The following is a 23,146-nucleotide window of genomic DNA, read 5'->3' as shown; positions in this document are numbered from 1 at the left end:
CCAGCCCGATGACACCCGCCTGGAGGGCAACCCAACGATGAACGAGGACACGGCGGACGAGAGTCCGGAGCCCGTCAGCAGCTTCAACGACTTCCTCGGACTCGAGATCACGACGTCCCGCTCCGATCTCGTCATCGCGACCTGGGATGTCGGTCCACAGCATCGACAACCGTACGGAATCGTGCACGGCGGGATTCATTGCAGCGTGGTGGAGACGCTCGCAAGTATCGGCGCGGCCGCACATGCCGGTCCGGAGCACCGGGTAGTCGGGGTACACAACAGCACGGACTTCACGCGTGCTGTGAAAGAGGGACGACTCACGAGCGCCGCAACACCGATCCATCAGGGTCGTTCCAGCCAGTTGTGGCTAGTCGAGACCCATGATGCTGACGGACGTCTGGTCGCTCGTGGCCAGGTGCGGTTGCAGACGTTGCGCTGACCGATCGGCAGCGACCTTCGAAGCCCCTAGCCAGGCAAGGCCCGTCAGAGGTCTCTTTGCACTCCGGCGAGGAGCTGGCGGGCCATGACGATCCGCTGGACCTGGTTGGTGCCCTCATAGATCTGGGTGATCTTGGCATCACGCATCATCCGCTCGACCGGATAGTCACGAGTGAACCCGTACCCACCCAGCAGCTGCACCGCGTCGGTGGTGACCTGCATCGCCACATCCGAGGCGAACGCCTTGGCCGCGGCACCGAAGAACGTCAGATCCTTGTCACCCCGCTCCGAACGCCCAGCTGCCGCATAGGTCAGCTGACGCGCGGCCTCGATCTTCATCCCCATGTCCGCAACCATGAACTCCACACCCTGGAACTCCGCGATCGCCTTGCCGAACTGCTTACGCTCCTTGATGTAGCCCAGCGCATAGTCCAACGCACCCTGAGCCACACCGACGGCCTGGGCCGCGATGGTGATCCGGGTGTGGTCGAGGGTCTGCATCGCATAGGTGAAACCCTTGCCCTCCTCACCGATCAACCGGTCGGCGGGGATGCGTACGTTGTCGAAGTAGACCTCGCGCGTCGGAGAGCCCTTGATGCCCAGCTTCTTCTCCGGGGCACCGAAGGACACGCCCTCATCCGACTGCTCCACCACGAACGCGGAGATCCCCTTGGAGCGCATCGAAGGGTGGGTCACCGCGAGCACGGTGTAGTACTCCGAGACACCCCAGCAGGAGCTGGCCCAACCAGCAGTTAGAAGAAAGATCGAGAACGGTGAGAGTCAACCCACGTTTGCCCTCTCCGAGGAGCACCAGGAGATCCGCAAGGCCATCCGCGAGATCTGTGATCCGAAGATCGCGCCGGCCGCGGCTGCGGTCGATGAGGAGGCTCGCTATCCGCAGGAGGCGCACGACGCGTTGGTCGAGACCGAGTTCTTCGCGCCGCATGTGCCGGAGGCGTACGGCGGTGTCGGTGCCGACGCGCTCGCGACGGTGCTGGTGATCGAGGAGATCGCTCGTGCGGACGCGTCGGCCTCGTTGATTCCTGCGGTGAACAAGCTGGGTTCGGTGCCGGTGCAGATCGGTGGCTCGGAGGAGCTGAAGAAGAAGTACCTCGGCAAGCTGGCCGCCGGTGAGGGCAACTTCTCCTACTGCCTCTCCGAGCCCGACGCCGGCTCGGACGCGGCCAACCAGAAGACCCGGGCCGTACGTGACGGTGACTTCTGGGTGCTCAACGGGGTGAAGCGCTGGATCACCAACGCGTGCAGCGGGTTCTCGTTCATGGCCAGCCCCCACTCGCGATTGATGATCAGCTGGATGGCCAGTGCCCGTCGCACCGACTCCGTCGACGGCGTCGTCACGGCCTCGTCGTATGCGTTGGTGTGCAGGCTGTTGGCGTTGTCGTAGATCGCGATGAGGGCCTGCAGGGTGGTGCGGATGTCGTTGAAGTCCATCTCCTGCGCGTGCAAGGAGCGACCCGAGGTCTGCACGTGGTACTTCAACTTCTGCGACCGCTCGCGGGCGCCGTACTTCTCCTTCATTGCGACCGCCCAGATCCGCCGCGCCACGCGCCCGATCACGGAGTACTCCGGGTCCATCCCGTTGGAGAAGAAGAAGGACAGGTTGGGCGCGAAGTCGTCGATCGACATCCCCCGGGCGAGGTAGGACTCGACGTAGGTAAAGCCGTTGGCGAGGGTGAAGGCGAGCTGGCTGATGGGGTTCGCCCCAGCCTCGGCGATGTGGTAGCCCCTGCACGGAGCCGCGCACGGTGGAGACCGCGTACGCCGCGAGCTCCGCGCGCTCGGACTCGTCGGACTCGCGGCCCTGCTTGTCGCGGAACTTGTCGAACTCTTGGTCGATGACCGTGTTGAGGAAGAACGCCAGCACGGTCGACGCGGGGCCGTTGATGGTCATCGAGACGCTGGTCGAGGTTGCGGTCAGGTCGAAACCGTCGTAGAGCGCCTTCATACCCTCCAGCGTCGCGACGCTCACCCCGGACGTGCCGACCTTGCCGTAGATGTCGGGGCGCTCGTCGGGGTCGCGGCCGTAGAGCGTGACGGAGTCGAAGGCGGTGGAGAGCCGAGTGGCGGGCTGGCCCTCGGAGAGCAGCTTGAAGCGGCGGTTGGTGCGGAAGGGGTCGCCCTCGCCGGCGAACATCCGCGCCGGGTCCTCGTTGTCACGCTTGAAGCCGAAGACGCCCGATATGAACGGGTAGGAGCGAGTCGCCGGAGGTCAGTGGTGAACTCGATCCGCTCGAGTGCCTCCGCGGCGTTCTGCTCGGTGATCTTCCCGCGACCCTGCGCCTTCTCCATGCTGCCCCGAACCCGGTCCCGCGCGGCCTCGGCCGCGGCGTCATTGACCTCCACGACAACCGTATCCAGTCCTGCCCGTGCGCTCACCGCAGATGCCCGACCCCATGAGGCCGCCACCGATCACACCCACCTTTCCACCCGAACTCCTCCGTCGTGAGGTGCCATCGCCCTCGCACCTTGAATTCCTTGGACCTTGCATGCCTCCATTGCTCAGGGTCGCTGCGCTGAAGTGGCCTGCACTGCCGCGAGCGATGCACCGGTGACCGTCCGGTAGTTGTCCAATAGCGCGCGCATCTCGTCGGCGGGGATGACGTCGGAGATGTCCTCGAATGGGCGGTCGCCGGTCCGCTCGTAGACCTCTCGAAGCAACGCGTCGGGAGGGTTGACTCGGTTGGTGCGGACGACTTCTGCGGTCCGCGGCAGCCGCTCGCGCTCGTACCTCGAAAGCGCGGTGACAGAATCCGCCTCCTCCACCAACGCGTCGGCGAGTGCCCGAGTATCCAGAATCGCCTGACCGGCGCCGTTGGAGCCGCGGGGGACCATCGGGTGCGCGGCATCCCCCAGCAGGGTCACCCGGCTTCGCGTCCAGAACGACAGCGGATCCTGGTCCACCATCGGGTACTCATAGACGTGAGGCGAAGCGGTCAGCATGTCCGGCACGTTGAGCCAGTCGAAGGTCCAGTCCTTGAACGGGAGAAGGAACTCGGCGTCGTCAGCCTCCCGATTCCAGTCCCTGTTCGAGCGCTGTGGAACCTGGATCTCCGCCACCCAATTGATCAGCTGGGTGCCGTCGTCGTAGTTCAGGATCGGGTAGATGACCAGCTTGCCTGTCTCGAGCCAGCCCGCGCGGATCATGCTCGCTCCATCCAGGAACGGCTTCATGCGGGTCGTGCCTCTCCACATGGTGTAGCCCGAGTAGAGGAGTCCGCCCTCGTGAGGATGGAGCGCCTTGCGTACGATCGAGTGAACTCCGTCGCATCCGATGACAACCGATCCCGTCCACGTCTGCTCCTGACCAGCCGTGTCGGCCGTCGTGACACTGACGTGATCGCCGTGATCAGCGAAGCTGGTAGCGCGAGCGTCAAGGACGAGTCGGTCCTCGCCGAGTCGCTGGCGAACGGCATTGGCGAGCACCATTTGAAGCTCGCCGCGGTGGACCGAGTACTGGGGGTAGGGGAACCCCGCGGCGGTGCCAGCTGGGTCGCTATGGATCAGCTGCCCGAAACGGTTGTAGAACACCGCGGTAGAGGTCTGTACCGAGATGCGCGCCAATTCATCTTGGAGTCCGAGCCCCCACAGCTCCTTGCTCGCATGAGGCAGGAGGTTGATCCCAACGCCGAGTGGCTTCAGGGTCGGTACCGCTTCGAGCACCCGCACCGGGATGCCGACCCGCTCCAGTTGGAGAGCCAGCGTGAGCCCTCCGATACCGCCTCCAACGACGAGCACGTCCTTCGTCGCAGTCATCGACCTGCCTTCCGTTTGCCTGGCCTGTGTGACCCGAGCCGTCCAGCCGGGCAGACCGACCATCGCCCACCATCACTTGGACATGCGGCAGGAAGGACGAGAATTCCGCCCTGCGTGACACGAACACGTGATCGCACACCCTTATCCCGGGCAATTGGGCGAATGCCGTGTAACGACCGTCACTTAGAGCGGCTATAGTTCCACTATGGGGAACGACCAGTTCGGACCACTCTCGTCCGTTGACAATGCGTTGCGCGTGCTGGAACTACTGAGCACACGTCCGAGCATTCGAGTCATCGAGGTGGCAGAGCAGCTAGGAGTTGCTCGATCGACCGCCCACAGGATCCTTGCCGCCCTCCTGGCGCGAGGTTTCGTCGTCCAAGATGCCCACAAGGTGTACCGCGTGGGACCCGCGATCGAGCGATTCGGACGACCCCAGATCGCTGGGCCACGCGTGACGAAGGACTTCCTCCACCCCTATCTCGAACGCCTCGCCGCCGATGTCGGCGAGACCTGCCACGTTGCTGTTCTCGAGGGGAACGGGACGCGCTTCGTCGACAGCGTCGAGTCGTCTCACGCGCTGCGAGTGGGAACGCGGATCGGGATGTTGCTACCGGCGCACAAGACGGCCATCGGCGTTGCCCTCCTTGCCGAGCTTCCGACCAGCGCTCTACGCTCGATCTACCCACGTGGGCTCACCGGTGACGCGACAGAAGCTCGCCAGACGTTGCAGACGCTCGAACGGAAGATCAGAGCGGTACGGCGCAACGGATTCGCGACGAACATCGGTGAGAGCGACTCCGGCATCGCGGCCGTCGGGATGTGCCTCCGTGACCCCTACGGTCGAGCGTTCGCAGGTATCGCAGTTGCCATTCCGACGCCTCGTTTCGATCAACAGGCGATCCCGGACCTGACGAAGGCCTTGACCGCCATCGTAGGAGCAGTGCGCACGCAACTCGAGCACCAAGAGTTGATCGGAGCCGTCGGGTTGTCGACGGAAGCTGCTAGTGCGACGGAGCCCGAAAGCCCGACCGCGACATAGCCAGTCGCGGCCGGCCCGAGGGCCTTTCCCTTTCCGCCCTCGCGAATTCATGCTTCGGAGCAAAGAGGGGCGCATTGGAGGTCAGTAACGTCGGCACACCCAGGTCAGCTCAGCGACAAGGAACCCTCCGTGAATGCAGAAATCCGTCCGAGCGATGTTCCCGACTACCGCGCACAGGTGTCCCTATCCGGTGGACGCATGATCGTTCTCGGAGGCGGCGCCGGTATCGGACGCCAGGCTGTGCACGCGCTGACCCAACTCGGAGCGAGGGTCGCATGCGTCGATCGCGACATGGCGCTGGCCGAAGACGTTGCAACCGAGACGGGAGCGACTGCCTTCGCATGCGATGCCATAGACATCGGTAGTCTCTCGAACTGCTTCAGTGCAGCGGCTGAAGCCCTCGGTGGGCCCGTGACCGGAGTCGTCGACATCATCGGCACGGCGTGGATGGGTCCGCTCGCCGACATGCAAGCCTCCGACTGGGAGTTCCAGCTCGACGTCAACCTCCGGCACGCCATCAACGTTGGCCAGATTGTCGGTCGGCTCCCCACACCCCCCACATCCATCGCCTTCGTCGGTTCCATCTCCGGCATCCGGCACGTTCCGCGGCAAGGCGCGTATGGCGTGGTGAAGGCCGCTCTCCACCAACTGGTGCGTGCCATGGCCGACGAGATGGGACCGGCAGGGACCCGTGTCAACGCAATCGCGCCCGGTTGGACGAAAACACCGCGGTTGGCCGAAAGGCTCGGCGAGGAAAGGTGGCGCATCGTCGATGAGGCGATTCCGCGTGGGCACGCTGGTGATCCGGCCGAGATCGCGGGCCCTCTGGCCTTCCTGATGTCAGCCCTGTCCACCTATGTGACGGGACAGATCTTGGTTGTCGACGGCGGCTTGACCAACGCGCAAGTAACGCCCCAGATCTTCTGAGCCGCACAAACTAGGCTCGGAACCGTGGCCAGGATGTTCGCCCTTCGGTGGTTCAGGTCGTTTATGTCGCCAGCGATCGCGGAAGCGACCGGCGCGCTCCAGGACTACACCGAACCGATCAACAGCGTCAGACGAGCCTCGACGTTTGGCACGGCCACTATGAGACTTAACGCGTGCGAAGGGACAGGAATTCAGGACAGGAATTTCGGTGACCGGACCGGTTCTGGGCGGCACGAAACGTCACGGAGCGGTATGGATCTGAGCGTGAACCCGCGCTCTCAGGCGATCCTGAGCGGGGCAAGCATCACGTGGCACCAGTGGCAGGCGGCGTAGCCGACGGAGAGAAGGAGAGGGACCTCCCGCCTCCGCGCCTCCGCGAACGCGTCGGGTCCCCACTCCCACCAGTCGACGGGGTTGTCGGCGTGCTGGAGCAGGTACGGAGAGGTCGCGCGAGCGAGTCGGTTGGCCATGACACCAGCCTTGCACGCACGCGAGCCAGTGGTGCACACCTGCTCCCGTATGGAGACTCAGACCAGGCACTCATCAACGAGATGGCCATGGGGCTCGTCCTTCAGGGCGTCGACGGGCCGCGCAAAGGATTCTTGTCGATGAGTCTACCAACATTGACATGACCCTTCGCCTCTTCGAAGGTCGGACGGGCTGGACCGACCCGAGCCGGCCCCACCCGGCCAAAGCGCTCCATTGCCTGGAGGGGCCCTACGTGATCTGGAGGAGAGAGATGGCTGAAACCGATGCCACAGATGCTCAGAAGTGGCGTGTAGACGTATCGCGGGCTTGCATCTCGTCAGGGATGTGCCTGGCGGTCGCACCCGACAACTTCGAGTTCGTCGGCGTCCGGGCAAGGCCAACGACCGAGCTGATCCACAGCGCCGCGGTCGCAGACCTCGTCAAGGAAGCTGAGGACGACTGCCCGGTCGGCGCGATCTCGGTGGTCGAGGAACCTCGTCGGTGACTCGGCGAGGGTCCGGCGGTCCGCGACGTCACGGCTCTCCGGCGATGTAGACCTCGATGAGATCGAGGTCTACATCGCCCGAAACGCGGATGTTGAAGTCGGTGTGCCGAGGCCGAAGATCGCGGCCGCTGCCGAGGCGGCGGCGAGAGCGATCGATGGGGTCATTCAGGTTCAGCAGCGCTGCTCGATGGCCAGTGGACTCCTACGCTCTGCATACCTGCCATCACATCCATGTCGGGATGTGCTTTCAAGACATCCTTGAACGAAGGGCTTCCGACGACGACCGGCTTGAACGAGCGGAGGAACTCGTCGATCTCGCGCGCTTCCCGCTCCGGGAGGTTGAACTCCTCATAGGCCGGGGTAACGATGTCATCGAAGAGCGCCGTCCAGTACTCCTCGGTGATGCCCATACCTCGATGCGCGGTGGCCATGTCGGGGCCGGTGTAGGTGTGGGGACCACCCCAGTGCTCACCGAGGAACTCCACGAAGCCGCTGATCTCCTCCTGGACCTCGGCCTGGGTCTTGTGGTTCCAGATGTGGCCGATCGTCGGGTTGAGCATGGCCCGCTGCACCAAGGTCCGTGCCAGGAACTTGACGGTGTCGAGACCGCCAAGACGGTAGTAGAGGGCGGGCTCCTCATCGGGAACGGTCTGGTTCTGTGTCTCAGTCATAGGCCGACTCTCGGAGCCCCGAACCAACACGTCAATAATTTTAGACATATCGACAAGATTGGTGACCAAGTGGTAACCACAGCGGGACATCGAGGTGGTTGACTCTTCGTCATGGACGTGGACACCCGCACCGTCCCCGCGCGCGAGCGGCTCGACTACTGGCACGACAGCGTGTGTGATCGGTTCGTGCCGCTCCTCGCGACGCCGGCGAGTCGCGAGATGCATGGGCGGATCCGCAGCACGGAGATCGCCCAGACCAAGGCTCGGCGCATCGCCGGGACCGAGCACAAGTTCGAGCGCCGCGTGCGCGATATCCGCCGCGGCGGGGACCCTGAAGCACTCAACCTCGTGTTCGTCAACCGGGGCACGACGATGGTCGAGCAGGACCGCCGCACCGCGACGCTCGGCCCCGGCGACTACCTGTTCTACGACAGCGCGCGGCCCTTCGAGTTCATCAGTCGAGGTGCCTTCGACTACATGATCCTGATGATGCCCAAGCACGAGCTCGGCCTGCCCGACGACGTCTATCACCGCGGCACTGCGCGCCCGCAGTCCGCTCGCGAAGGGATCGGCGCGGTCGCGCGGCGGCTGGTCGGCTCCCTGGTCTCCTACTCGACAACCGATTCCGACGGCGAACGTGATCGCGCTCTCCAGGAGTCGTTGCTCGCGGCTCTGGCATCACTCGTACCGACCGCTCCCGCTCCTCCACCAACGACCACACTCGTCGCTCTCGCCAAGACGCACGTGGAACGACACTTCACGGACCCACGACTCTCTCCGGCCGCCGTGGCCGAGGCCTGTGGCATCTCGGTCAGCTACCTGCACCTGCTGTTCGCCGGCGAGGACCAGACCGTCGGAGCATTCATTCGAGAAGAGCGCCTGCAGGCGGCTCTTCGGCGACTTACGTCGCCCGGTCAGCGCCACGAGTCGATCGCGCAGATCGGCCGCGCGTGCGGGTTCGAGGATCCTGCCCATTTCAGCCGCGTCGTACGCAACCGCTTCGGCGCATCACCTCGTGACCTCCGGCGCGGAACATCTCGACCAGTCTGCACCTGAGCTCGGCCCGGTCAGACGGGCGCACTGTTTCTGCATCGTGAAATCTCCTGTCAGAGCCCTTACGCCCGTTGACAGCAGGATCGGAGCGGCGCACCGTGGTCGGTCATACGCACAGCACGGAGATCGGAGGGGAAAGCCATGCCAACGCAGCAGCAGGTGACGATCGATACCCATCTGGTCCCCACCGGCGAGCAGGCCGACTACTGGCGCGACAACGTCTGCGACAGTTTCGTCCCACTGCGCGTGCGGCCCGCCTGTGACGACATCAGCGGCCGGATCTCCGGCTTCTCCCTGGCCGAGACGCACATGCGGCGCATCCGGGCCGTCGGCCATGAGTTCGAGCGCCGCCCCGCCGACATCCGCCGCAACGACCCCGAGGTTCTCCACCTCATCGTCCTCAACCGGGGCATGACCCAGGTCGAGCAGGACGGCCGGACCGCGATGCTGCGTCCCGGCGACCTGCTCTTCTACGACAGCTCGCGCCCGTTCCGGTTCACGACCCCGGACCCCTTGGACTACACGATCGCACTGCTGCCCAAGCGGCTGCTGCCGATCCCGGACCAGGGCCTGCGGGCCGGGACCGCGCGTGCCCTCGACGGCAACGAGGGAGTGGCCGCGGTCGCGCGCGACTTGGTCCGCGCCATCGCCCGGCACAGCATCAGCGACGCTGCCGAGAACCAACTCACGCTCCAGCACACCCTGGTCGGGTTCCTCGCCGCGCTGCTCCCGTCCGGGACAGCGACCACTCCCTCTGGGGCCGTCCACCGTGAGCTGGCACGATCGTTCATCGAGCACCACCTCAGTGACCCTGAGCTCTCCCCCGCCGACATCGCGGCCGCCTGCAGCATCTCGGTGAGCTACCTGCACCGACTGTTCGCCGACGACGGCTGGACCGTAGCCGGCTACCTGCGCGAGCGGCGTCTGCAGGTTGCATACGAGCAGCTGGCCGCCGGCGGCAGCCCGAGCGAGCCCGTCGCCGCCGTGGGCCGGCGGTGCGGCCTGGTTGATGCATCACACTTCAGCCGGATCTTCAAAGCGCGCTTCGACATGCCCCCTGGTGAGCTGCGCCGGACGTCGATGGGATCGACCGGGTCGGCTGTGCAGGCATCGTCAACGGCTGGGTAGCCACGTCCTACGCAGGCAGACGCACTCCTTCCTAGCGTCGATCACGGGTCATGACGACCCGCCCGACACCGCCAGGAGGAAGCACATGGAGTCCGCGATCGACCAGCACCTGACCTGCCCGAGAACCTTGTCGCGCCGGGTCCCGGACGACTACCAGCCGCCGTTCCCGATGTGGGTGGGTCGTGCCGACCCCACGGTGGAGCAGGTCGTGATGGCTTACCTCGGCGTCCAGTTCCGAGACGAGGAGCAGCGCCCGGCGGCTCTCGCAGCGCTACGGCACCTCGTCGGCAGTCTCGAGGGACCCGACGGCGCCGCACATCACGATCTCACCCACCACGTCGACAACCAGGGCCACCACAACCTGATGGTCGTCGGCTACTGGAACGACCCTGCGTCGTACTGCCGCTGGCTGCTCTCCGACCGCATCGCCGGATGGTGGAGCTCCGATGACCGCCTCTCCGAGGGGCTGGGCTACTTCCGCGAGGTGGTGGCACCCCGGGTGGACCAGTTCGAGACGCTCTATGCCTTCCAGGAGCAGCTGCCCGGCGTCGGCGCAGTCATGGACCGGACCAGTGGCGAGATCAACGAGCACGGCTACTGGGGCTCGATGCGAGAGCGCTTCCCGATTTCCCAGACCGACTGGATGCAGGCCCGCGGCGCACTGACGGTCATCTCCGGCGACCCTGCCTCCGGCGGCCGCGTAGTGGTGCAGGGCCACGACAACATCGCCCTCATCCGTTCGGGCCAGGACTGGATCGAAGCGGGTGAGGAGGAGCGCGCACTCTACCTCGACGAGATCTTGCCGACGCTGCAGGCAGGCATGGACTTCCTACGGGACAACGGCACCGACGTCGGCTGCTACAGCAACCGGTTCGTGCAGAGCATCGACCTGGAGGGCAACCTTCTCGACGAGAGCTACAACATCGGCCACTGGGCTTCGCTGGACCGGCTCGAGCGCTGGGCGGAGTCACACCCCACTCACCTGCGGATCTTCACGACGTTCTTCAAGGTCGCCACCCGTCTGGACAAGCTCCGGCTCTACCACGAGGTGTCGGTCTCCGACGGCCAGCAGCAGCTCTTCGAGTACATCAACTGCCACCCGACGACGGGGATGATGCGGGACGCCGAGATCCCGGCCGACGCCTGAGTGAGGCCTCGCCGGGCTCCGCGGGCACGTGCATTTCGGCGGCGTGACTTTTCATCCCAATGTGTCGACATCCATTGACATATCGTTCTGTTCGGGCCACAGTCTCCGAACAACCGGGTGTTCCCAGCACCCGACGCATCACCCTTTGGAGGAATCCCATGCCGATCGACCAGCCAGATGCCCAGGGCTTCGAAGCCTTAGCGACGGCCAACCGGCTCGCCATCGACCCCACCGATCTCTCGACGTATCTCGGTGCCGCGACCGGCCTGCTGCAGTCTTGGAATGTTGTGGAGGAGCTCTACACCGAGGTCGCTCCCGTGATCCCCGAGCGGACAAGCAGGCGCCCCTCCGAGGAGGAGAACCCGCTCGGCGCCTGGTACGTCACCACCGAGATCACGGGCGCAGCCGAGGGTCCGCTCGCCGGCCGCCGGGTCGCCATCAAGGACAACACCGCCGTCGCGGGCATACCCATGATGAACGGATCGAGGACGGTCGAGGGCTACGTCCCGGCGACCGACTCCACCGTGGTCACCAGACTCCTCGCGGCCGGCGCCACGATCACCGGCAAGTCGGTGTGTGAGGACCTCTGCTTCTCCGGCGGTTCTCACACGTCCAAGTCCGGTCCGGTCCGCAACCCGTGGGACACCACCCGCTCCGCCGGCGGCTCCTCCAGCGGGAGCGGCGCCCTGGTCGCCAGCGGCGAGGTGGACCTCGCCATCGGCGGTGACCAGGGCGGCTCGATCCGCATCCCGTCGGCGTTCTGCGGCACGGTAGGGCACAAGCCGACCTTCGGGCTCGTGCCGTACACCGGCGCATTTCCCATCGAACAGTCCATCGACCACCTGGGGCCGATCGCCCGCACGGTCGCTGACGCGGCGCTCGCGCTCAACGTGCTCGCCGGGCCCGACGGGCTCGATCCTCGACAGCCCGACGCGGTCGTTCCGGTCGACTACCTGGCGGCCCTGGAAGAACCGGCCACAGGCCTGCGCATCGGTGTCCTCACCGAGGGCTTCGGGCTGGCCAACTCCGAGCCGGAGGTGGACGCGACCGTGCGCGACGCCATCGCCACCCTCGAGGGTGCCGGTCTGGTGGCCGAGGAGGTCTCGATCCCCTGGCACCGGCACGGCGCCGCGATCTGGGACGTGATCTCCGTCGAGGGCGCCACCTCCCAGATGGTCGAGGGCAACGGCTACGGGATGAACTGGAAGGGCTACTACGACCCCGACCTGATCGCTCACTACGGGCGCCAGTGGCGCGAAGACCCCAACGCATTCTCGGAGACCGTCAAGCTCGTCATGCTCGCGGGCAAGCACTCCCTCGGCACAGCGTACGGTCGCCATTACGCGATGGCACGCGCTCTGGAGACCTCGCTCCGCGAGGCGTACGACGAGGCGCTCGCCACCTATGACGTGCTCGTCCTTCCGACCGTGCCGATCCGCGCCAGCGTCATCCCTGGCCCCAACGCCCCCGTCGAGGAAGTCCTCGGCCGCGCGCTGGAGATGGTCGCCAACACCTGCCCGTTCGACGTCACCGGCCACCCCGCGTGCTCGGTGCCGGCCGGGCTCTCCGACGGCCTGCCCGTCGGCCTGATGATCGTCGGCAAGTTGTTCGACGACGCCACCGTCCTGCGTGTCGCGCAGGCCCTGGAAACCGCAGTCGGGGGCTTCCCGCTGCCGACCACTGTAAGGAGCAACGCATGAACGGAGTGTTCGATCTCGGCGGCACCGATGGGATCGGTCCGATCGATCCGCCCGCGGAGGAGCCGATCTTCCGCGCAGAGTGGGAGAAGCCGATCTTCACCATGTTCGCGGCACTCTTCCGCGCCGGCTGGTTCGGCGTGGACGCGTTCCGCCACGGCATCGAGAACATGGACCCAGCCGTGTACCTCAAAGCCCCTTACTACGAGCACTGGCTGGCGAGCTTCGAGTACCACGGCGCCCGAACCGGCAACCTCGACATGGCCGAGCTGGACCGCCGGACCGCCTACTACCTGGCCAACCCGGATGCCCCGCTTCCCGAGCACGAGCAGAGCCAGGAGCTGCTCGACTTCGCCAACGCCGTGGTGCCCGCGGGCGCCAGCGCCATCCGTCCCACCGACAAGGAGCCCCGCTTCACGGTGGGCGACCGCGTACGGATGAGCACCGACGTCCCGTTCGGCCATACCCGCATCGCGGGCTACACCCGCGGCAAGGTCGGCACCGTCATCGCCCACCACGGCTCGTTCATCTACCCCGACACCGCCGGCAACAACCTCGGCGAGGACCCCCAGCACGTCTACACCGTCAAGTTCGACGCCACCGAGCTGTGGGGAGCCCACGGCGATGCCAACGGCACGGTCTGCTTCGACGCCTGGGACCCCTACCTCACCCTCGTCACCACCACCGAAGGAGCAGCAGCATGAGCAGTCTCGTCCCCAGCCAGGAGGAGATCTCCGCCCGCGTCAAGGCCCTGGAGTCGATGCTCATCGAGCAGGGCGTCATCACCACCTCGATGGTCGACCGGATGGTCGAGATCTACGAGAACGAGGTCGGCCCCCAGCTCGGCGCCAAGGTCGTCGCCAAGGCCTGGAGCGACCCGGAGTTCAAGGCACGCCTGCTCGCGGACGCCACCGAAGCCTGCAAGGAGCTCGGCATCAGCGGACTCCAGGGTGAGGACATGGTCGTCCTGGAGGACTCCGACGACGTCCACCACGCCATCGTGTGCACCCTGTGTTCGTGCTACCCATGGCCGGTGCTCGGCCTGCCGCCGAACTGGTACAAGGAGCCGGCCTACCGCGCCCGGATCGTGCGCGAGCCACGCAAGGTCCTCGCCGACGAGTTCGGGTACGTCGTCCCTGACTCCACCGAGATCCAGATCTGGGACTCGAGCTCGGAGATGCGCTACTGGGTCCTGCCCCAGCGTCCGGACGGGACCGACGGCTGGTCCGAGGAACAGCTCGCCGAGCTCGTCACCCGCGACTCCATGATCGGCGTCGGTCCCGTGAAGGTCGCGTCATGACTGCCACCATGACCGACCTCCACACACTCCCCATCGACGCACGCCGTCAGGTCGTCGAGCAACTCGTCTGCGGCCTCCCGGGTGGCCGGCCGGGCGAGCTGTCCTTCGAGCAGCCATGGGAGATCCGGGCGTTCGCACTGGCGGTCGCGGCCCACAAGGCAGGCGAGTACGGATGGCCGGCCTTCCAGGGAGCACTCATCGACTCGATCAAGGAATGGGAGACCCAGAACCCGGGCCTCACGGACCCGTCATGGTCCTACTACGAGCACTGGGTCACCGCTCTCGAGACGGTCCTCGGCGAGGCCGGGGTCATCGAGTCCTCGACGGTCGAGGTGCGTACCCAAGAGGTTCTGGCCACACCCGCCAACCGCAACCACCACGAGGCTCACCTCGAGCCGATCGCCATCGACCCAGCTCGCAGCTGAGCCATCCCCGAAGGAGAATCCCATGAGCAACTCGTCCACATCGCTCGCCTCGGCACAGTCCGCCAGTGTCCCCCTCTGGGCCTGGGCGGTGGCAGCGTTCGCCCTGTTCGCCGTGTACTTCCTGGTCCAGGAGAACGGGGCCATCCTCTCGGCTGACGCCGCCACCTGGCTCCACGAGGTCACCCACGACGGACGGCACGCGCTCGGCGTGCCCTGCCACTGATGTCCGCGGCGAAGGCGGGCTGGGGAGCCCGCATGCTCACCGGTCTGGGCGCCGGCGCCGCTGCCGGCATCTCGTCCGCAGCAGTCCTTCTGCTGGCGGTGGAACCCCGCATCGACGCGGCCATCGCCATCGAGGAAGGCAGCTCGGGTGGGCACACTCACTCGCATGAGGCGGCCGCAGGTGCGCATGACAAGGGCGAACTGGTGACCCGGCTGCAACAGCAGGTCGGCGGCGCAGTCACGGTCATCATCGTCGCGGCGCTGCTCGGGCTCGCCTTCGCCGTGGTCTACACCCGGGTGCGACACCGCCTGCCCGGGTCGACAGAGGTCGGCCGCTCGGTCGCGCTCGGCGTACTCGGCTTCACGGCGTTCGCTCTCGCACCGGCGCTGATACTGCCGGCCAACCCGCCTGCGGTGGGCGACCCGGACACGGTCAATCAGCGCACGGCCGGCTATCTTCTGATCATCCTGCTGGCGGTCGTGCTCACGATCGCAGTGTTCGCGCTGACTCGCTCGCTGGCCGGGCGCGGCTTCAGCTCGGAGACCCGCTGGGTAGCGGGCTGCCTACTCGGCATCGCGGGCGCCATCGCCCTGCTCACGTTGTTCCCACGTGTGGACACCGAGATCCCGCACGAGGTCCCCGCGGCGCTCATCTGGGAGTTCCGTGTCACCTCGCTCGGGCAGCTCGCGGCCATGTGGGGCGTCCTCGGACTGGCACACGGCATGCTCACCACCCGGCTGCTCACCGCCCGAAGCCGACGCGGAGCCGCCACGCCCAGCCCTGTGGCTGTCTGAGCGGCCGACCGGCATGCACACCAGGGCCGCGGCAGGCGGTGACAGCTGCACCGTCACCGTCTGCCGCGGTTGCTGCTGCGGCAGTACCGACGTCCATCCGGACGTGGACCACGCGGGGCTTGTCGCCGACCTCGGCGACCACCTCGGCAGCCGAGCCTCGCTCCGTGTGACGGGCTGCCTGTGGGTCTGCGGCGCTGCCAACGTCGTCGTCGTATCACCGGGCGCCGACGCACGGCGCTCCGGTGCCCGGCCGGTCTGGTTCGCACGTATCCTCGACCCCGAAGCCAACGCGGCGATCGCCTCATGGGTTCACGCAGGAGGACCGGGGCTCGCCCCGCTGCCCGAGCTGCTCCAACAGCACCTCACTCTCCCCTTCCGACGCCGCCGGAAGCAGGTGCGGCTCACCTCGCCAGATGCGTGAGCTGCTCATTCACGCGGAGCGCCCCGCCGTGAGAGGTGGCGAGATAGATCGGCTGCCGCAGACCCCGCCACGACGCGCTGACCCTCCCCCGCGGGCCGTCGTACGTCACTCCCTGCCGAAGCTGTTCGCCCACCACGGCCGGATCCCAGGCAGCACCGTGCGCGGCCGCCCGGGCGACCAGATGCACCGCCTCGTAGAGCCCCTCGGTCATGCTCGACACAGGCGCCGCCTCTGACCCGAACCGCCGGCGGTACGCGGCTTTGAACGCGTCGTTGGCCGCGGACTCGAGGCTCTCGAAGTATGAGAACGCCGTCCACAGCCCCTCGCTGGCGTCCGGGCCGATGAACTCGTGCGTCGACTCGTCCAGGACGAGTGCGAGCGTCGCCACCTCCTGACGCAGACCAGCTGCGTGCATCTGTTGTTCGAACGCGACCTCGTCGGCACCGACGAGCGAAGAGACGACAAGATCGGCACCGCTACGACGGATGGAGGCGATGAGCGAGGCGAAGTCGGTCGTCCCCAGCTCGGTGTACGCCTCCGCGGCCACCGATCCACCGGACCGCTCCACTACCTTACGAACCGCCCGGTTAGCGCCGCGGGACCAGCAGTAGTCGTTGCCCGCCAGGTAGAAGTGCGACCCACCCGTGGCGCGCATCAGGGCAGGGATGGCGGCTGCCGCCTGATCGGCAGGGCGCTCGCCGAGGCGAAGCAGCTCCGGCCCGCCTGCACCTCCCTCGTTCAGCGGCGTGTGGATGATCAAGACGCCGTACTTCCGCGCCACCGGGCGCAGCGCCTGGAAGACCGCGGACGTGACATTGGCCAACACCACCCGGCACCCTGCGTGGGCCAGCCGGACCAGCTCAGCCGCGCCGAGGCCAGGATGGGTGCCGTCGTCGCCCGTCACCAGCTCGAGCGGACGACCCAACACTCCACTGTCCGCGTTGATCTGCTCGACCGCCAGCCGCGCGGTGCTCCGTGCCGCCACCGAGAACACACTCGCAGGGCCCGTTCCGCTCGAGATCAGGCCGAGTCGCCACACGTCACCGGCGGCCGGAGCGGGCGCGGCCACCAGACGCCGCGCCCAGCCCAAGATCTCTTCATCAAGCTGAACCGCGACCCGCACCGTGGAGCGTCCTGGTCCGTCGGGACGCACACTCACCGTCACGCTTCCGGTCCAGGGGAGGTCGTGGTGGAGGACGAAGCGCCGGGGGCGGTCGACGCTGACGACTCGACCGAGGACCTCGATGCTCTGACCGCCGAGCGCGGCAGGGAGCGTCAACGGGATCGCCACAGGCACGCCGACCCGCAGCCCCTGATGGCGCGGCAGCCGCCAACCGGGCAAGCCACCCTCCGCGATCGCCTCGAAGGCCTGCTCCGGCGGACACGCGAGCCGCTCCCTGTCCGCGAGGATGATCTCGCCCATGGCGACCCCTGTCAGCCGGTGTTGGTGGAGCGCCCTTCCGCACTCCGCGGAGCCACCCCGGCGTCGGTCCTCAGCTCGTCGAGCGAGTCTCGGTATACCTGGGCGACGAACCCCACCAGCTGCGATGCGGGTGTCGGGTCGATGCTGTAAAAACGGAAGCGTCCCTCACGACGCTCGGTCACCAGGCCCGCCATGCGGAGCACCCGAAGGTGGCTGGACACCGTCGTCCGGCCGACGCCTTGGATCCGGTCGGCGATGTCGCCCACCGCCAGCTCGCCGTCCGACAACGCGAGCAGGATCTCGCGTCGGGTCGGGTCGGCGAAGGCATCGAAGACGAGCCCTCCCCGTGGCTCCACAGCGACCTCCGGATCCGTCGAGGGATATTGACATGTCGACGATATCCCATGGACCAGCCGCAAGGGAAGAATTGCCGAGTTGGCGGGCACGGACAACCGCCCCATGGTGCGACGAGGGGCCGAGTCGCCGGTTGAGATCTCGAGTGGCAGGCGCCATGGCCGACGGAGAGCAGCACCGGCACGATGCGGTCGCGCGCTTCGGCGAACGCCTCGGACGACCACTCCCACCAGTCGACGGGACTGTCCTTGTGCTGCTGGAGATACGGGCTCGTCGCGGCGCCAAGTCGGCTCAGGGTCCATGATCCCCCACGCCCAAGCGGGGACTCAGTCTTCGAGCGGCCCCAGGGACGGCCCGGCGACGAACCGGGCCGTCGGATCGGCGAGCACGTCCAGCTCCAGCACGACGAGCTCGTTCCGGCCGGACCGCAGCAGCGGACCCGGCACGAAGAGGGTGCGCTGCGGCCCGCGCCGCCAATAGCGCCCCAGGCAGAACCCGTTGACCCAGGCGATGCCCTTGCCCCAGGCGGTGGTGTCGAGGAAGAGGTCGACGTCGGGCTCGGCCGAGAAGAGGGCGCGCCACGCGGTGGGCCCGACCCCGGAGCCACGGCTGTCGGGCTGGCCGGTCTCCCACAGGCGCGGCACCCGGTCGAGGTCGATGGCCAGGACGTCCCAGCCCGTGAGCGGCATCCCGTCGAGCAGAGCCGGCCCGACCAAGCCCTTGTGCTCACCGATGCGGGCGCCGTAGTTGACCCGGCCCTGGTCCTCGACGACCAGCTCCAGTACGCCGCGACCGCGCGGCAGCGCGATGGCCCGCTCACCGTGCTCACGCTCGAGGATGCCGGCCGGAGCGCCGTCGAGGAAGACCGCGGCCCGGTCACGGACCTCGCCGAGGGTGAGGACGCCGGGGCGGTCGCCCGCCAGCTCGGTCCGGTAGACGGCCAGACGAGTGTCTGTCTCCAGGGCGTCCAGCACCGGGAGCGATGCCCACCTGCTCCAGGAGCCCCAGGGCGCCAGGTCGTCGAGCAGCCGGACCGGCTCGCCCAACGCCACCGTCTGTTCGGGGGCGGGAGCCGCGACGCCGGGAGTCTCGGCCGGCACCGGGGCGTAGCGGGCGATGACGTCGCGGAACGCGAAGTACTTCGCGGTCGGGTTCCCGGCCTCGTCCAAGGGAGCGTCGTAGTCGTAGGAGGTCACCGTCGGCCGGTAGATCCCCTTGTCGTTGGCGCCGCTGGTCAGGCCGAAGTTCGTGCCACCGTGAAACATGTACACGTTGACCGAGGCTCCTGCGGCGAGGAGGGCATCGAGCTCCCCGGCGGCCTGCTCGACGGAGGTGGTGTGGTGCCGGCCTCCCCAGTGGTCGAACCAGCCGTCCCAGAACTCCATGCACATCAGCGGCCCGGTCGGCTGGTGGTCGCGGAGGGTGCGCAAGCGGTTCGCGCTGTCCGACCCGAAGGAGCTGGTACGCAGCACCCCGTCGATTCCGCCGGCGGCGAGCATCGCATCGACGGGCTGGTCCACGGTGACCAGCGGCACGCCGATGCCGGCTCCACGGATCGTCTCCACGAGTGCCCGCAGGTAGTCCCGGTCGTCACCGTACGCGCCGTACTCGTTCTCCACCTGGACCAGCAGCACGGGTCCGCCCAGGTCGACCTGGTGCGGACGTACGAGCGCCAGGACCTGGTGGAGGTACTTCTCGACCTCGTCGAGGAAGCGCGGCTCGTGGCGGCGGATCCCGACGCCCGGCTCCCGGAACAGCCAGGGCGGCAGCCCGCCGTTGTCCCACTCCGCACAGATGAACGGCCCCGGGCGCACGATCGCGTACATGCCGGCCTCGCCCACCAGGCGCAGGAACCGCGGCAGGTCGAGGATGCCGTCGGTGTCGAAGACACCCGGGCGGGGGCTGTGGGCGTTCCACGGCACGTACGTCTCGATGGTGTTCAGGCCCATCAGCCTGGCCTTCTCGATCCGGTCCTCCCAGTGGTCGGGGTGGACCCGGAAGTAGTGGAGCGCGCCGGAGAGGATCCGGAGCGGCTCACCGTCGAGGAGGAAGTCGGTCTCGCCGATCGTGAACTCGGGCATGCCTACCTCTCGCGAGAGAACGGACAGCCGCCGCTCCGCGAGCGCGGCGGCTGTCGGTCGGTCAGTCGTGGGTCAGTTGACGCTGAAGCCCTGCTCGTCGCCGTACTTCACGAGCGCTTCCTGCCAGGCCGTCAGGCCGCCCTCGAGGGCGGAGTGGGTCTGGTAGGACTTGCCGACGGTGTCGCCGTAGATCGTGTCGGCATAGAGCTGGTAGGGCAGGTACTGCCAGCCCTCGACCACCTGCGTGGCCGCGTCGGTGAGCACCTGGTTGACCTGCTGGCCACCGAAGTAGTCGACCTTCTTGTCGACGAACGCCGGGTCCTGCAGGTCCGCGACCGTGGCCGGGAAGCCACCGCTCTCCAGGAACGGCTTGACGCCCTCGTCGTGGTTGAGCCAGCGTACGAACGCCGCCGCCAGTGCGGGGTTCTTGCTCTGCTCCAGCACCGACTGGGTGCTGCCGCCGTTCTCGGCGGTCGCCGGCTGCCCGTCGTAGGTCGGCATCGGTGCGACCCGCCACTTGCCCGCACCGTCGGGCACGGACTGCTCGAACACACCGGGCGCCCAGGCACCGAGACCGATGGACGCGATGGTCCCGTCACCCAGTGCCTTGAACCACTCCTCGGTCCAGCCGGGGATGGTGCAGACCAGCTCGTCCTCGACGAGCTGGTCCCACACGCCCGTCCACTTCTTCGTGCCCTCGTCCTGCAGGTCGATCGTGACCTTCTCGCCGTCGGCCTGGAACGGCGTGCCACCGGCCTGCCAGATCATGCTGGTGGTGAAACCGGAGTCACCGCTGTCGTTGGTGATGCACTGCGACGGGTTCTCCTTCTTGATGGTCCGGGCGGCCGCGACGTACTCGTCCCAGGTCTTCGGCACCCCGAGCTTGTGCTCGTCGAAGACCTGCTGGTTGTAGAAGAGCGCCATCGGGCCGGAGTCCTGCGGCAGCCCGTAGAGCCCGTCGCCGGCGTGCACCGAGGCCCACGTCGACGGCGTGTAGTCCGACTCGAACTCGTCGAAGCCGTACTGGCTGAGGTCGACCAGGTCGCCGGGCAGTGCGAACTGCGGCAGGGCCTTGTACTCGACCTGGGCCACGTCGGGGCCGCCGGAGCCGGCCTTGATCGCGTTCTGCAGCTTCGTGTAGTGGTCGTTGCCGGTGCCGGCGTTGACCAGCTTCACCTTGACCTTCGGGTACTGCTTCTCGAAGGCCGCCACCTGGGCCTCGGCGGACGGGGTCCACGTCCAGTAGGTGATCGTGCCCCCCTTCTCGAGGGCGGCGTCGAGGTCTGCGGCCGAGCCTTCGCTTCCGCTGCCTCCCCCGTCGCCCGAGCCGCAGCCGGCGAGCACGGAGGCGGCCGTGAGGGCTGCCGCGACCAGGGCGATCCGGCGGCGGGCTCTGTGCCCACTGATGATCAACATGACGTTCCTTTCATTTCACTGTTTGACGCTTCCCGCGCTCAGGCCGGACTGCCAGAACCGCTGGAGGAGGATGAAGGCGATGACGAGCGGGGCGATGGTCAGCAGGGAACCCGTGACCACCAGGTTGTAGACGGGCTGCGCGTTCGCGCCCGTCGCCTGACCGCTCCACTGGGTGAGGCCCACGGTGAGCGGGTAGAGCTTCGGCTCGCTCAGCATGATGAGCGGCAGGAAGTAGTTGTTCCACGTCGAGACCACGGCGAACAGCAGCACCGTGACGATGCCGGGAGCGAGCAGGCGCAGAACGACCGTGAAGAAGATCCGGACCTCGCCGGCGCCGTCGATGCGCGCCGCCTCGAGCAGCTCGTCCGGTACGGCGTCCGCGGCGTAGACCCACATCAGGTACAGGCCGAACGGGCTGATCAGCGAGGGGATGATGATCGCCCACACCGTGTTGGTGAGCCCCATGTTCGAGAACATCAGGAACGTCGGCACGGCGAGCGCGGTGCCGGGCACGGCGACCGCGCCGAGGATGACGGCGAAGACCGCCCGCCGCCCGGGGAAGCGGTACTTGGCCAGGCCGTAGCCGGCCGCGGTGGCCAGCAGGGTCGCCCCGCCGGCACCCACCACGACGTAGAGAAGGGTGTTCGCCAGCCAGCGCAGGAAGATGCCGTCGCGGTAGGTCAGCGTGTCGCGGACGTTGCTGAAGAACGCGAAGTGGTCGCCGATCCACAGCCCCGGGCTCGAGAACAGGTCCGCCTGTGTCTTGGTGGCGCTCAGGATCAGCCACACCAGCGGCACCAGCGTGTAGATCAGGAACAGCGCCATCAGCACGGTCAGCAGCGGCGATCGTCGCGGCGCCAGCGGCGACGTACTCACCCGGCGCGTCATTTCATCGCCTCTCGCGTACCGCGGAGCTGGACGGCGTACGCGATCACCGCGGTCAGCAGGCCCATCACGATCGCGACCGTCGCCGAGTAGTTGTACTGCTGCCCGCCGAAGGACAGGTTGTAGGCGTAGAGGTTCGGTGTGTAGTAGGTCGAGATGACGTTGGGTTCCAGCGTGCGCAGGATGTTCGGCTCGTTGAAGAGCTGGAAGGTCCCGATGATGGAGAAGATGGTGGCGATCAGGATGGCCCCACGCAGGGCCGGGATCTTGATCGAGAGCACGGTCCGCAGAGCCCCGGCGCCGTCGAGCGCGGCCGCCTCGTAGAGGTCGTCGGGCACGGTGCGCAGCGCGGAGTAGAAGATCAGCATGTTGTAGCCCACGAACTCCCAGGTCACGATGTTGGCGATCGAGGCGAGCATCCAGTTCTTGCTGAGCGGCGCGATCGAGGTGCCGAACAGGTCGTTGAGGTCGGCGGCCAGCCCGAAGTTGGTGCCGTACATGAAGCCCCACATCAGGACGGCCACGACGCCGGGCACGGCGTACGGCAGGAAGATCACGAGCCGGAAGAAGCTCGAGGCGTAGAGCCGGGCACTGTCGATGGCCAGCGCGGCCACGAGCGCGAGACCGAGCATGATCGGCACCTGTACGACCAGGAACAGCAGGACGCGCAACGAGCCGTCCCAGAACTTGTCGTCGGTGAACACGTCGACGTAGTTGTCCAGGCCGACGAACTCCGTGGTGCCGAAGAACGCCTGCGTGCGGAAGAGGCTGAGGTAGGCCGCATAGCCGATCGGCGCCAGGAAGGTCAGCGCGAAGACCGCCAGGAACGGGCCGACGAAGATCCACCCCTTCGTGTCGCTGCGCGACCACCGACGACCGGGCGCGGGTGGTAGCGCACCACCACGGGTCTCCCCGCGGCTCTCCATCTGGGTCACGCCCTGGGACACGGTCCCGCCTCCTTTCACCGCCATTCG

Annotated in this window: 22 protein-coding genes and 6 pseudogenes; 15 read left to right on the top strand and 13 right to left on the bottom strand. The window is 67.2% G+C overall.

Features of this window, described 5'->3' with window-relative positions:
- Nucleotides 1-37 precede the first annotated feature (37 nt).
- The gene (locus tag ACIA03_RS11095) at nt 38-439 is read left to right on the top strand and encodes a PaaI family thioesterase (protein ID WP_396982219.1); all 402 of its coding nucleotides are present in this window, start codon (nt 38-40) and stop codon (nt 437-439) included.
- Between the two features lie 44 nt (nt 440-483).
- Here ACIA03_RS11095 and ACIA03_RS11090 read toward each other — a convergent pair.
- Nucleotides 484-1,164 (bottom strand): annotated as a pseudogene (locus tag ACIA03_RS11090) (acyl-CoA dehydrogenase family protein); the annotation flags it as partial.
- Nucleotides 1,165-1,201: 37 nt separating this feature from the next.
- Here ACIA03_RS11090 and ACIA03_RS11085 point away from each other — a divergent pair.
- Nucleotides 1,202-1,699: pseudogene (locus ACIA03_RS11085) on the top strand (acyl-CoA dehydrogenase family protein); the annotation flags it as partial.
- Here ACIA03_RS11085 and ACIA03_RS11080 read toward each other — a convergent pair.
- From ACIA03_RS11080 to ACIA03_RS11070, 3 genes and pseudogenes are all read right to left on the bottom strand, one after another.
- Nucleotides 1,669-2,650: pseudogene (locus ACIA03_RS11080) on the bottom strand (methylmalonyl-CoA mutase family protein); the annotation flags it as partial. The pseudogenes ACIA03_RS11085 and ACIA03_RS11080 overlap by 31 nt on opposite strands.
- Nucleotides 2,651-2,712: 62 nt before the next feature.
- Nucleotides 2,713-2,802: pseudogene (locus ACIA03_RS11075) on the bottom strand (3-hydroxybutyryl-CoA dehydrogenase); the annotation flags it as partial.
- A gap of 156 nt (nt 2,803-2,958) precedes the next feature.
- Nucleotides 2,959-4,212 carry a flavin-dependent oxidoreductase gene (locus ACIA03_RS11070; protein ID WP_396982217.1) on the bottom strand — a complete coding sequence of 418 codons (1,254 nt, stop codon included), beginning with the start codon at nt 4,210-4,212 and terminating at the stop codon, nt 2,959-2,961.
- A gap of 205 nt (nt 4,213-4,417) precedes the next feature.
- Here ACIA03_RS11070 and ACIA03_RS11065 point away from each other — a divergent pair, with 205 nt between their 5' ends.
- On the top strand, nt 4,418-5,254 hold the full coding sequence (locus ACIA03_RS11065) for an IclR family transcriptional regulator (protein WP_396982215.1): 837 nt from the start codon (nt 4,418-4,420) through the stop codon (nt 5,252-5,254).
- Nucleotides 5,255-5,383: 129 nt separating this feature from the next.
- Entirely contained in the window at nt 5,384-6,181 is a 798-nt protein-coding gene (locus ACIA03_RS11060) for an SDR family NAD(P)-dependent oxidoreductase (RefSeq protein WP_396982213.1), read from the top strand.
- Between the two features lie 302 nt (nt 6,182-6,483).
- Here ACIA03_RS11060 and ACIA03_RS11055 read toward each other — a convergent pair.
- Nucleotides 6,484-6,651 (bottom strand): annotated as a pseudogene (locus tag ACIA03_RS11055) (DUF255 domain-containing protein); the annotation flags it as partial.
- 158 nt (nt 6,652-6,809) lie between these two features.
- Between ACIA03_RS11055 and ACIA03_RS11050 the strand changes: the two are divergent.
- Complete coding sequence (locus tag ACIA03_RS11050; protein WP_396982211.1) at nt 6,810-7,154, top strand: ferredoxin; 345 nt, start codon at nt 6,810-6,812, stop codon at nt 7,152-7,154.
- A gap of 161 nt (nt 7,155-7,315) precedes the next feature.
- Here ACIA03_RS11050 and ACIA03_RS11045 read toward each other — a convergent pair whose 3' ends face one another.
- Nucleotides 7,316-7,825 (bottom strand): group 1 truncated hemoglobin, encoded by a 510-nt coding sequence (locus ACIA03_RS11045; RefSeq protein ID WP_396982209.1) that lies wholly within the window; start codon nt 7,823-7,825, stop codon nt 7,316-7,318.
- 111 nt (nt 7,826-7,936) lie between these two features.
- On the opposite strand from ACIA03_RS11045, the gene ACIA03_RS11040 reads away from it, so the two are divergent.
- The 10 genes from ACIA03_RS11040 (at nt 7,937) to ACIA03_RS10995 (ending at nt 16,013) form a co-directional block, all read left to right on the top strand.
- Complete coding sequence (locus tag ACIA03_RS11040) at nt 7,937-8,881, top strand: helix-turn-helix domain-containing protein (protein WP_396982207.1); 945 nt, start codon at nt 7,937-7,939, stop codon at nt 8,879-8,881.
- Nucleotides 8,882-9,019: 138 nt separating this feature from the next.
- A complete protein-coding gene (locus ACIA03_RS11035; protein ID WP_396982205.1) occupies nt 9,020-10,006 on the top strand; it encodes a helix-turn-helix domain-containing protein in 987 nt (328 codons plus the stop codon).
- Between the two features lie 85 nt (nt 10,007-10,091).
- Nucleotides 10,092-11,153 carry a phenylacetaldoxime dehydratase family protein gene (locus ACIA03_RS11030; RefSeq protein WP_396982203.1) on the top strand — a complete coding sequence of 354 codons (1,062 nt, stop codon included), beginning with the start codon at nt 10,092-10,094 and terminating at the stop codon, nt 11,151-11,153.
- Nucleotides 11,154-11,311: 158 nt separating this feature from the next.
- Nucleotides 11,312-12,853 carry an amidase gene (locus ACIA03_RS11025; protein WP_396982201.1) on the top strand — a complete coding sequence of 514 codons (1,542 nt, stop codon included), beginning with the start codon at nt 11,312-11,314 and terminating at the stop codon, nt 12,851-12,853.
- Nucleotides 12,850-13,554 carry a nitrile hydratase subunit beta gene (gene nthB / locus ACIA03_RS11020; RefSeq protein WP_396982199.1) on the top strand — a complete coding sequence of 235 codons (705 nt, stop codon included), beginning with the start codon at nt 12,850-12,852 and terminating at the stop codon, nt 13,552-13,554. Before ACIA03_RS11025 ends, nthB begins: the two co-directional genes overlap by 4 nt.
- On the top strand, nt 13,551-14,150 hold the full coding sequence (gene nthA / locus ACIA03_RS11015; RefSeq protein WP_396982197.1) for a nitrile hydratase subunit alpha: 600 nt from the start codon (nt 13,551-13,553) through the stop codon (nt 14,148-14,150). Before nthB ends, nthA begins: the two co-directional genes overlap by 4 nt.
- A complete protein-coding gene (locus ACIA03_RS11010; RefSeq protein WP_396982194.1) occupies nt 14,147-14,575 on the top strand; it encodes a nitrile hydratase accessory protein in 429 nt (142 codons plus the stop codon). The genes nthA and ACIA03_RS11010 overlap by 4 nt, the downstream gene beginning before the upstream one ends.
- Nucleotides 14,576-14,597: 22 nt before the next feature.
- Entirely contained in the window at nt 14,598-14,798 is a 201-nt protein-coding gene (locus ACIA03_RS11005; RefSeq protein ID WP_396982192.1) for a CbtB-domain containing protein, read from the top strand.
- Nucleotides 14,798-15,592 (top strand): CbtA family protein, encoded by a 795-nt coding sequence (locus ACIA03_RS11000; protein ID WP_396982190.1) that lies wholly within the window; start codon nt 14,798-14,800, stop codon nt 15,590-15,592. Before ACIA03_RS11005 ends, ACIA03_RS11000 begins: the two co-directional genes overlap by 1 nt.
- Before the next feature lie 103 nt (nt 15,593-15,695).
- Nucleotides 15,696-16,013, top strand: coding sequence for a (2Fe-2S) ferredoxin domain-containing protein (locus ACIA03_RS10995; protein ID WP_396982188.1), 318 nt, complete (start codon nt 15,696-15,698; stop codon nt 16,011-16,013).
- On the opposite strand, the gene ACIA03_RS10990 is transcribed toward ACIA03_RS10995, so the two are convergent.
- The 7 genes and pseudogenes from ACIA03_RS10990 to ACIA03_RS10960 all read right to left on the bottom strand — a co-directional run bounded on the left by ACIA03_RS10990 (nt 15,994) and on the right by ACIA03_RS10960 (nt 23,119).
- Complete coding sequence (locus tag ACIA03_RS10990) at nt 15,994-17,436, bottom strand: ABC transporter substrate-binding protein (protein WP_396982185.1); 1,443 nt, start codon at nt 17,434-17,436, stop codon at nt 15,994-15,996. The genes ACIA03_RS10995 and ACIA03_RS10990 overlap by 20 nt on opposite strands.
- Before the next feature lie 11 nt (nt 17,437-17,447).
- On the bottom strand, nt 17,448-17,792 hold the full coding sequence (locus ACIA03_RS10985) for an ArsR/SmtB family transcription factor (RefSeq protein ID WP_396982183.1): 345 nt from the start codon (nt 17,790-17,792) through the stop codon (nt 17,448-17,450).
- Between the two features lie 155 nt (nt 17,793-17,947).
- Nucleotides 17,948-18,085: pseudogene (locus ACIA03_RS10980) on the bottom strand (DUF255 domain-containing protein); the annotation flags it as partial.
- Nucleotides 18,086-18,116: 31 nt separating this feature from the next.
- Complete coding sequence (locus tag ACIA03_RS10975; RefSeq protein ID WP_396982181.1) at nt 18,117-19,871, bottom strand: beta-galactosidase family protein; 1,755 nt, start codon at nt 19,869-19,871, stop codon at nt 18,117-18,119.
- 72 nt (nt 19,872-19,943) lie between these two features.
- A complete protein-coding gene (locus ACIA03_RS10970) occupies nt 19,944-21,287 on the bottom strand; it encodes an ABC transporter substrate-binding protein (protein ID WP_396982179.1) in 1,344 nt (447 codons plus the stop codon).
- Nucleotides 21,288-21,302: 15 nt separating this feature from the next.
- A complete protein-coding gene (locus ACIA03_RS10965; protein ID WP_396982177.1) occupies nt 21,303-22,175 on the bottom strand; it encodes a carbohydrate ABC transporter permease in 873 nt (290 codons plus the stop codon).
- Complete coding sequence (locus tag ACIA03_RS10960; protein ID WP_396982175.1) at nt 22,172-23,119, bottom strand: carbohydrate ABC transporter permease; 948 nt, start codon at nt 23,117-23,119, stop codon at nt 22,172-22,174. Before ACIA03_RS10960 ends, ACIA03_RS10965 begins: the two co-directional genes overlap by 4 nt.
- Nucleotides 23,120-23,146 lie beyond the last annotated feature (27 nt).

The sequence above is a fragment of the Nocardioides sp. NPDC051685 genome (genome assembly GCF_044453405.1).
Classification (GTDB): domain Bacteria; phylum Actinomycetota; class Actinomycetes; order Propionibacteriales; family Nocardioidaceae; genus Nocardioides.
The sequence above is the reverse complement of the archived record's forward strand: the minus strand, read 5'-3'. Positions and strand labels throughout refer to the sequence as shown.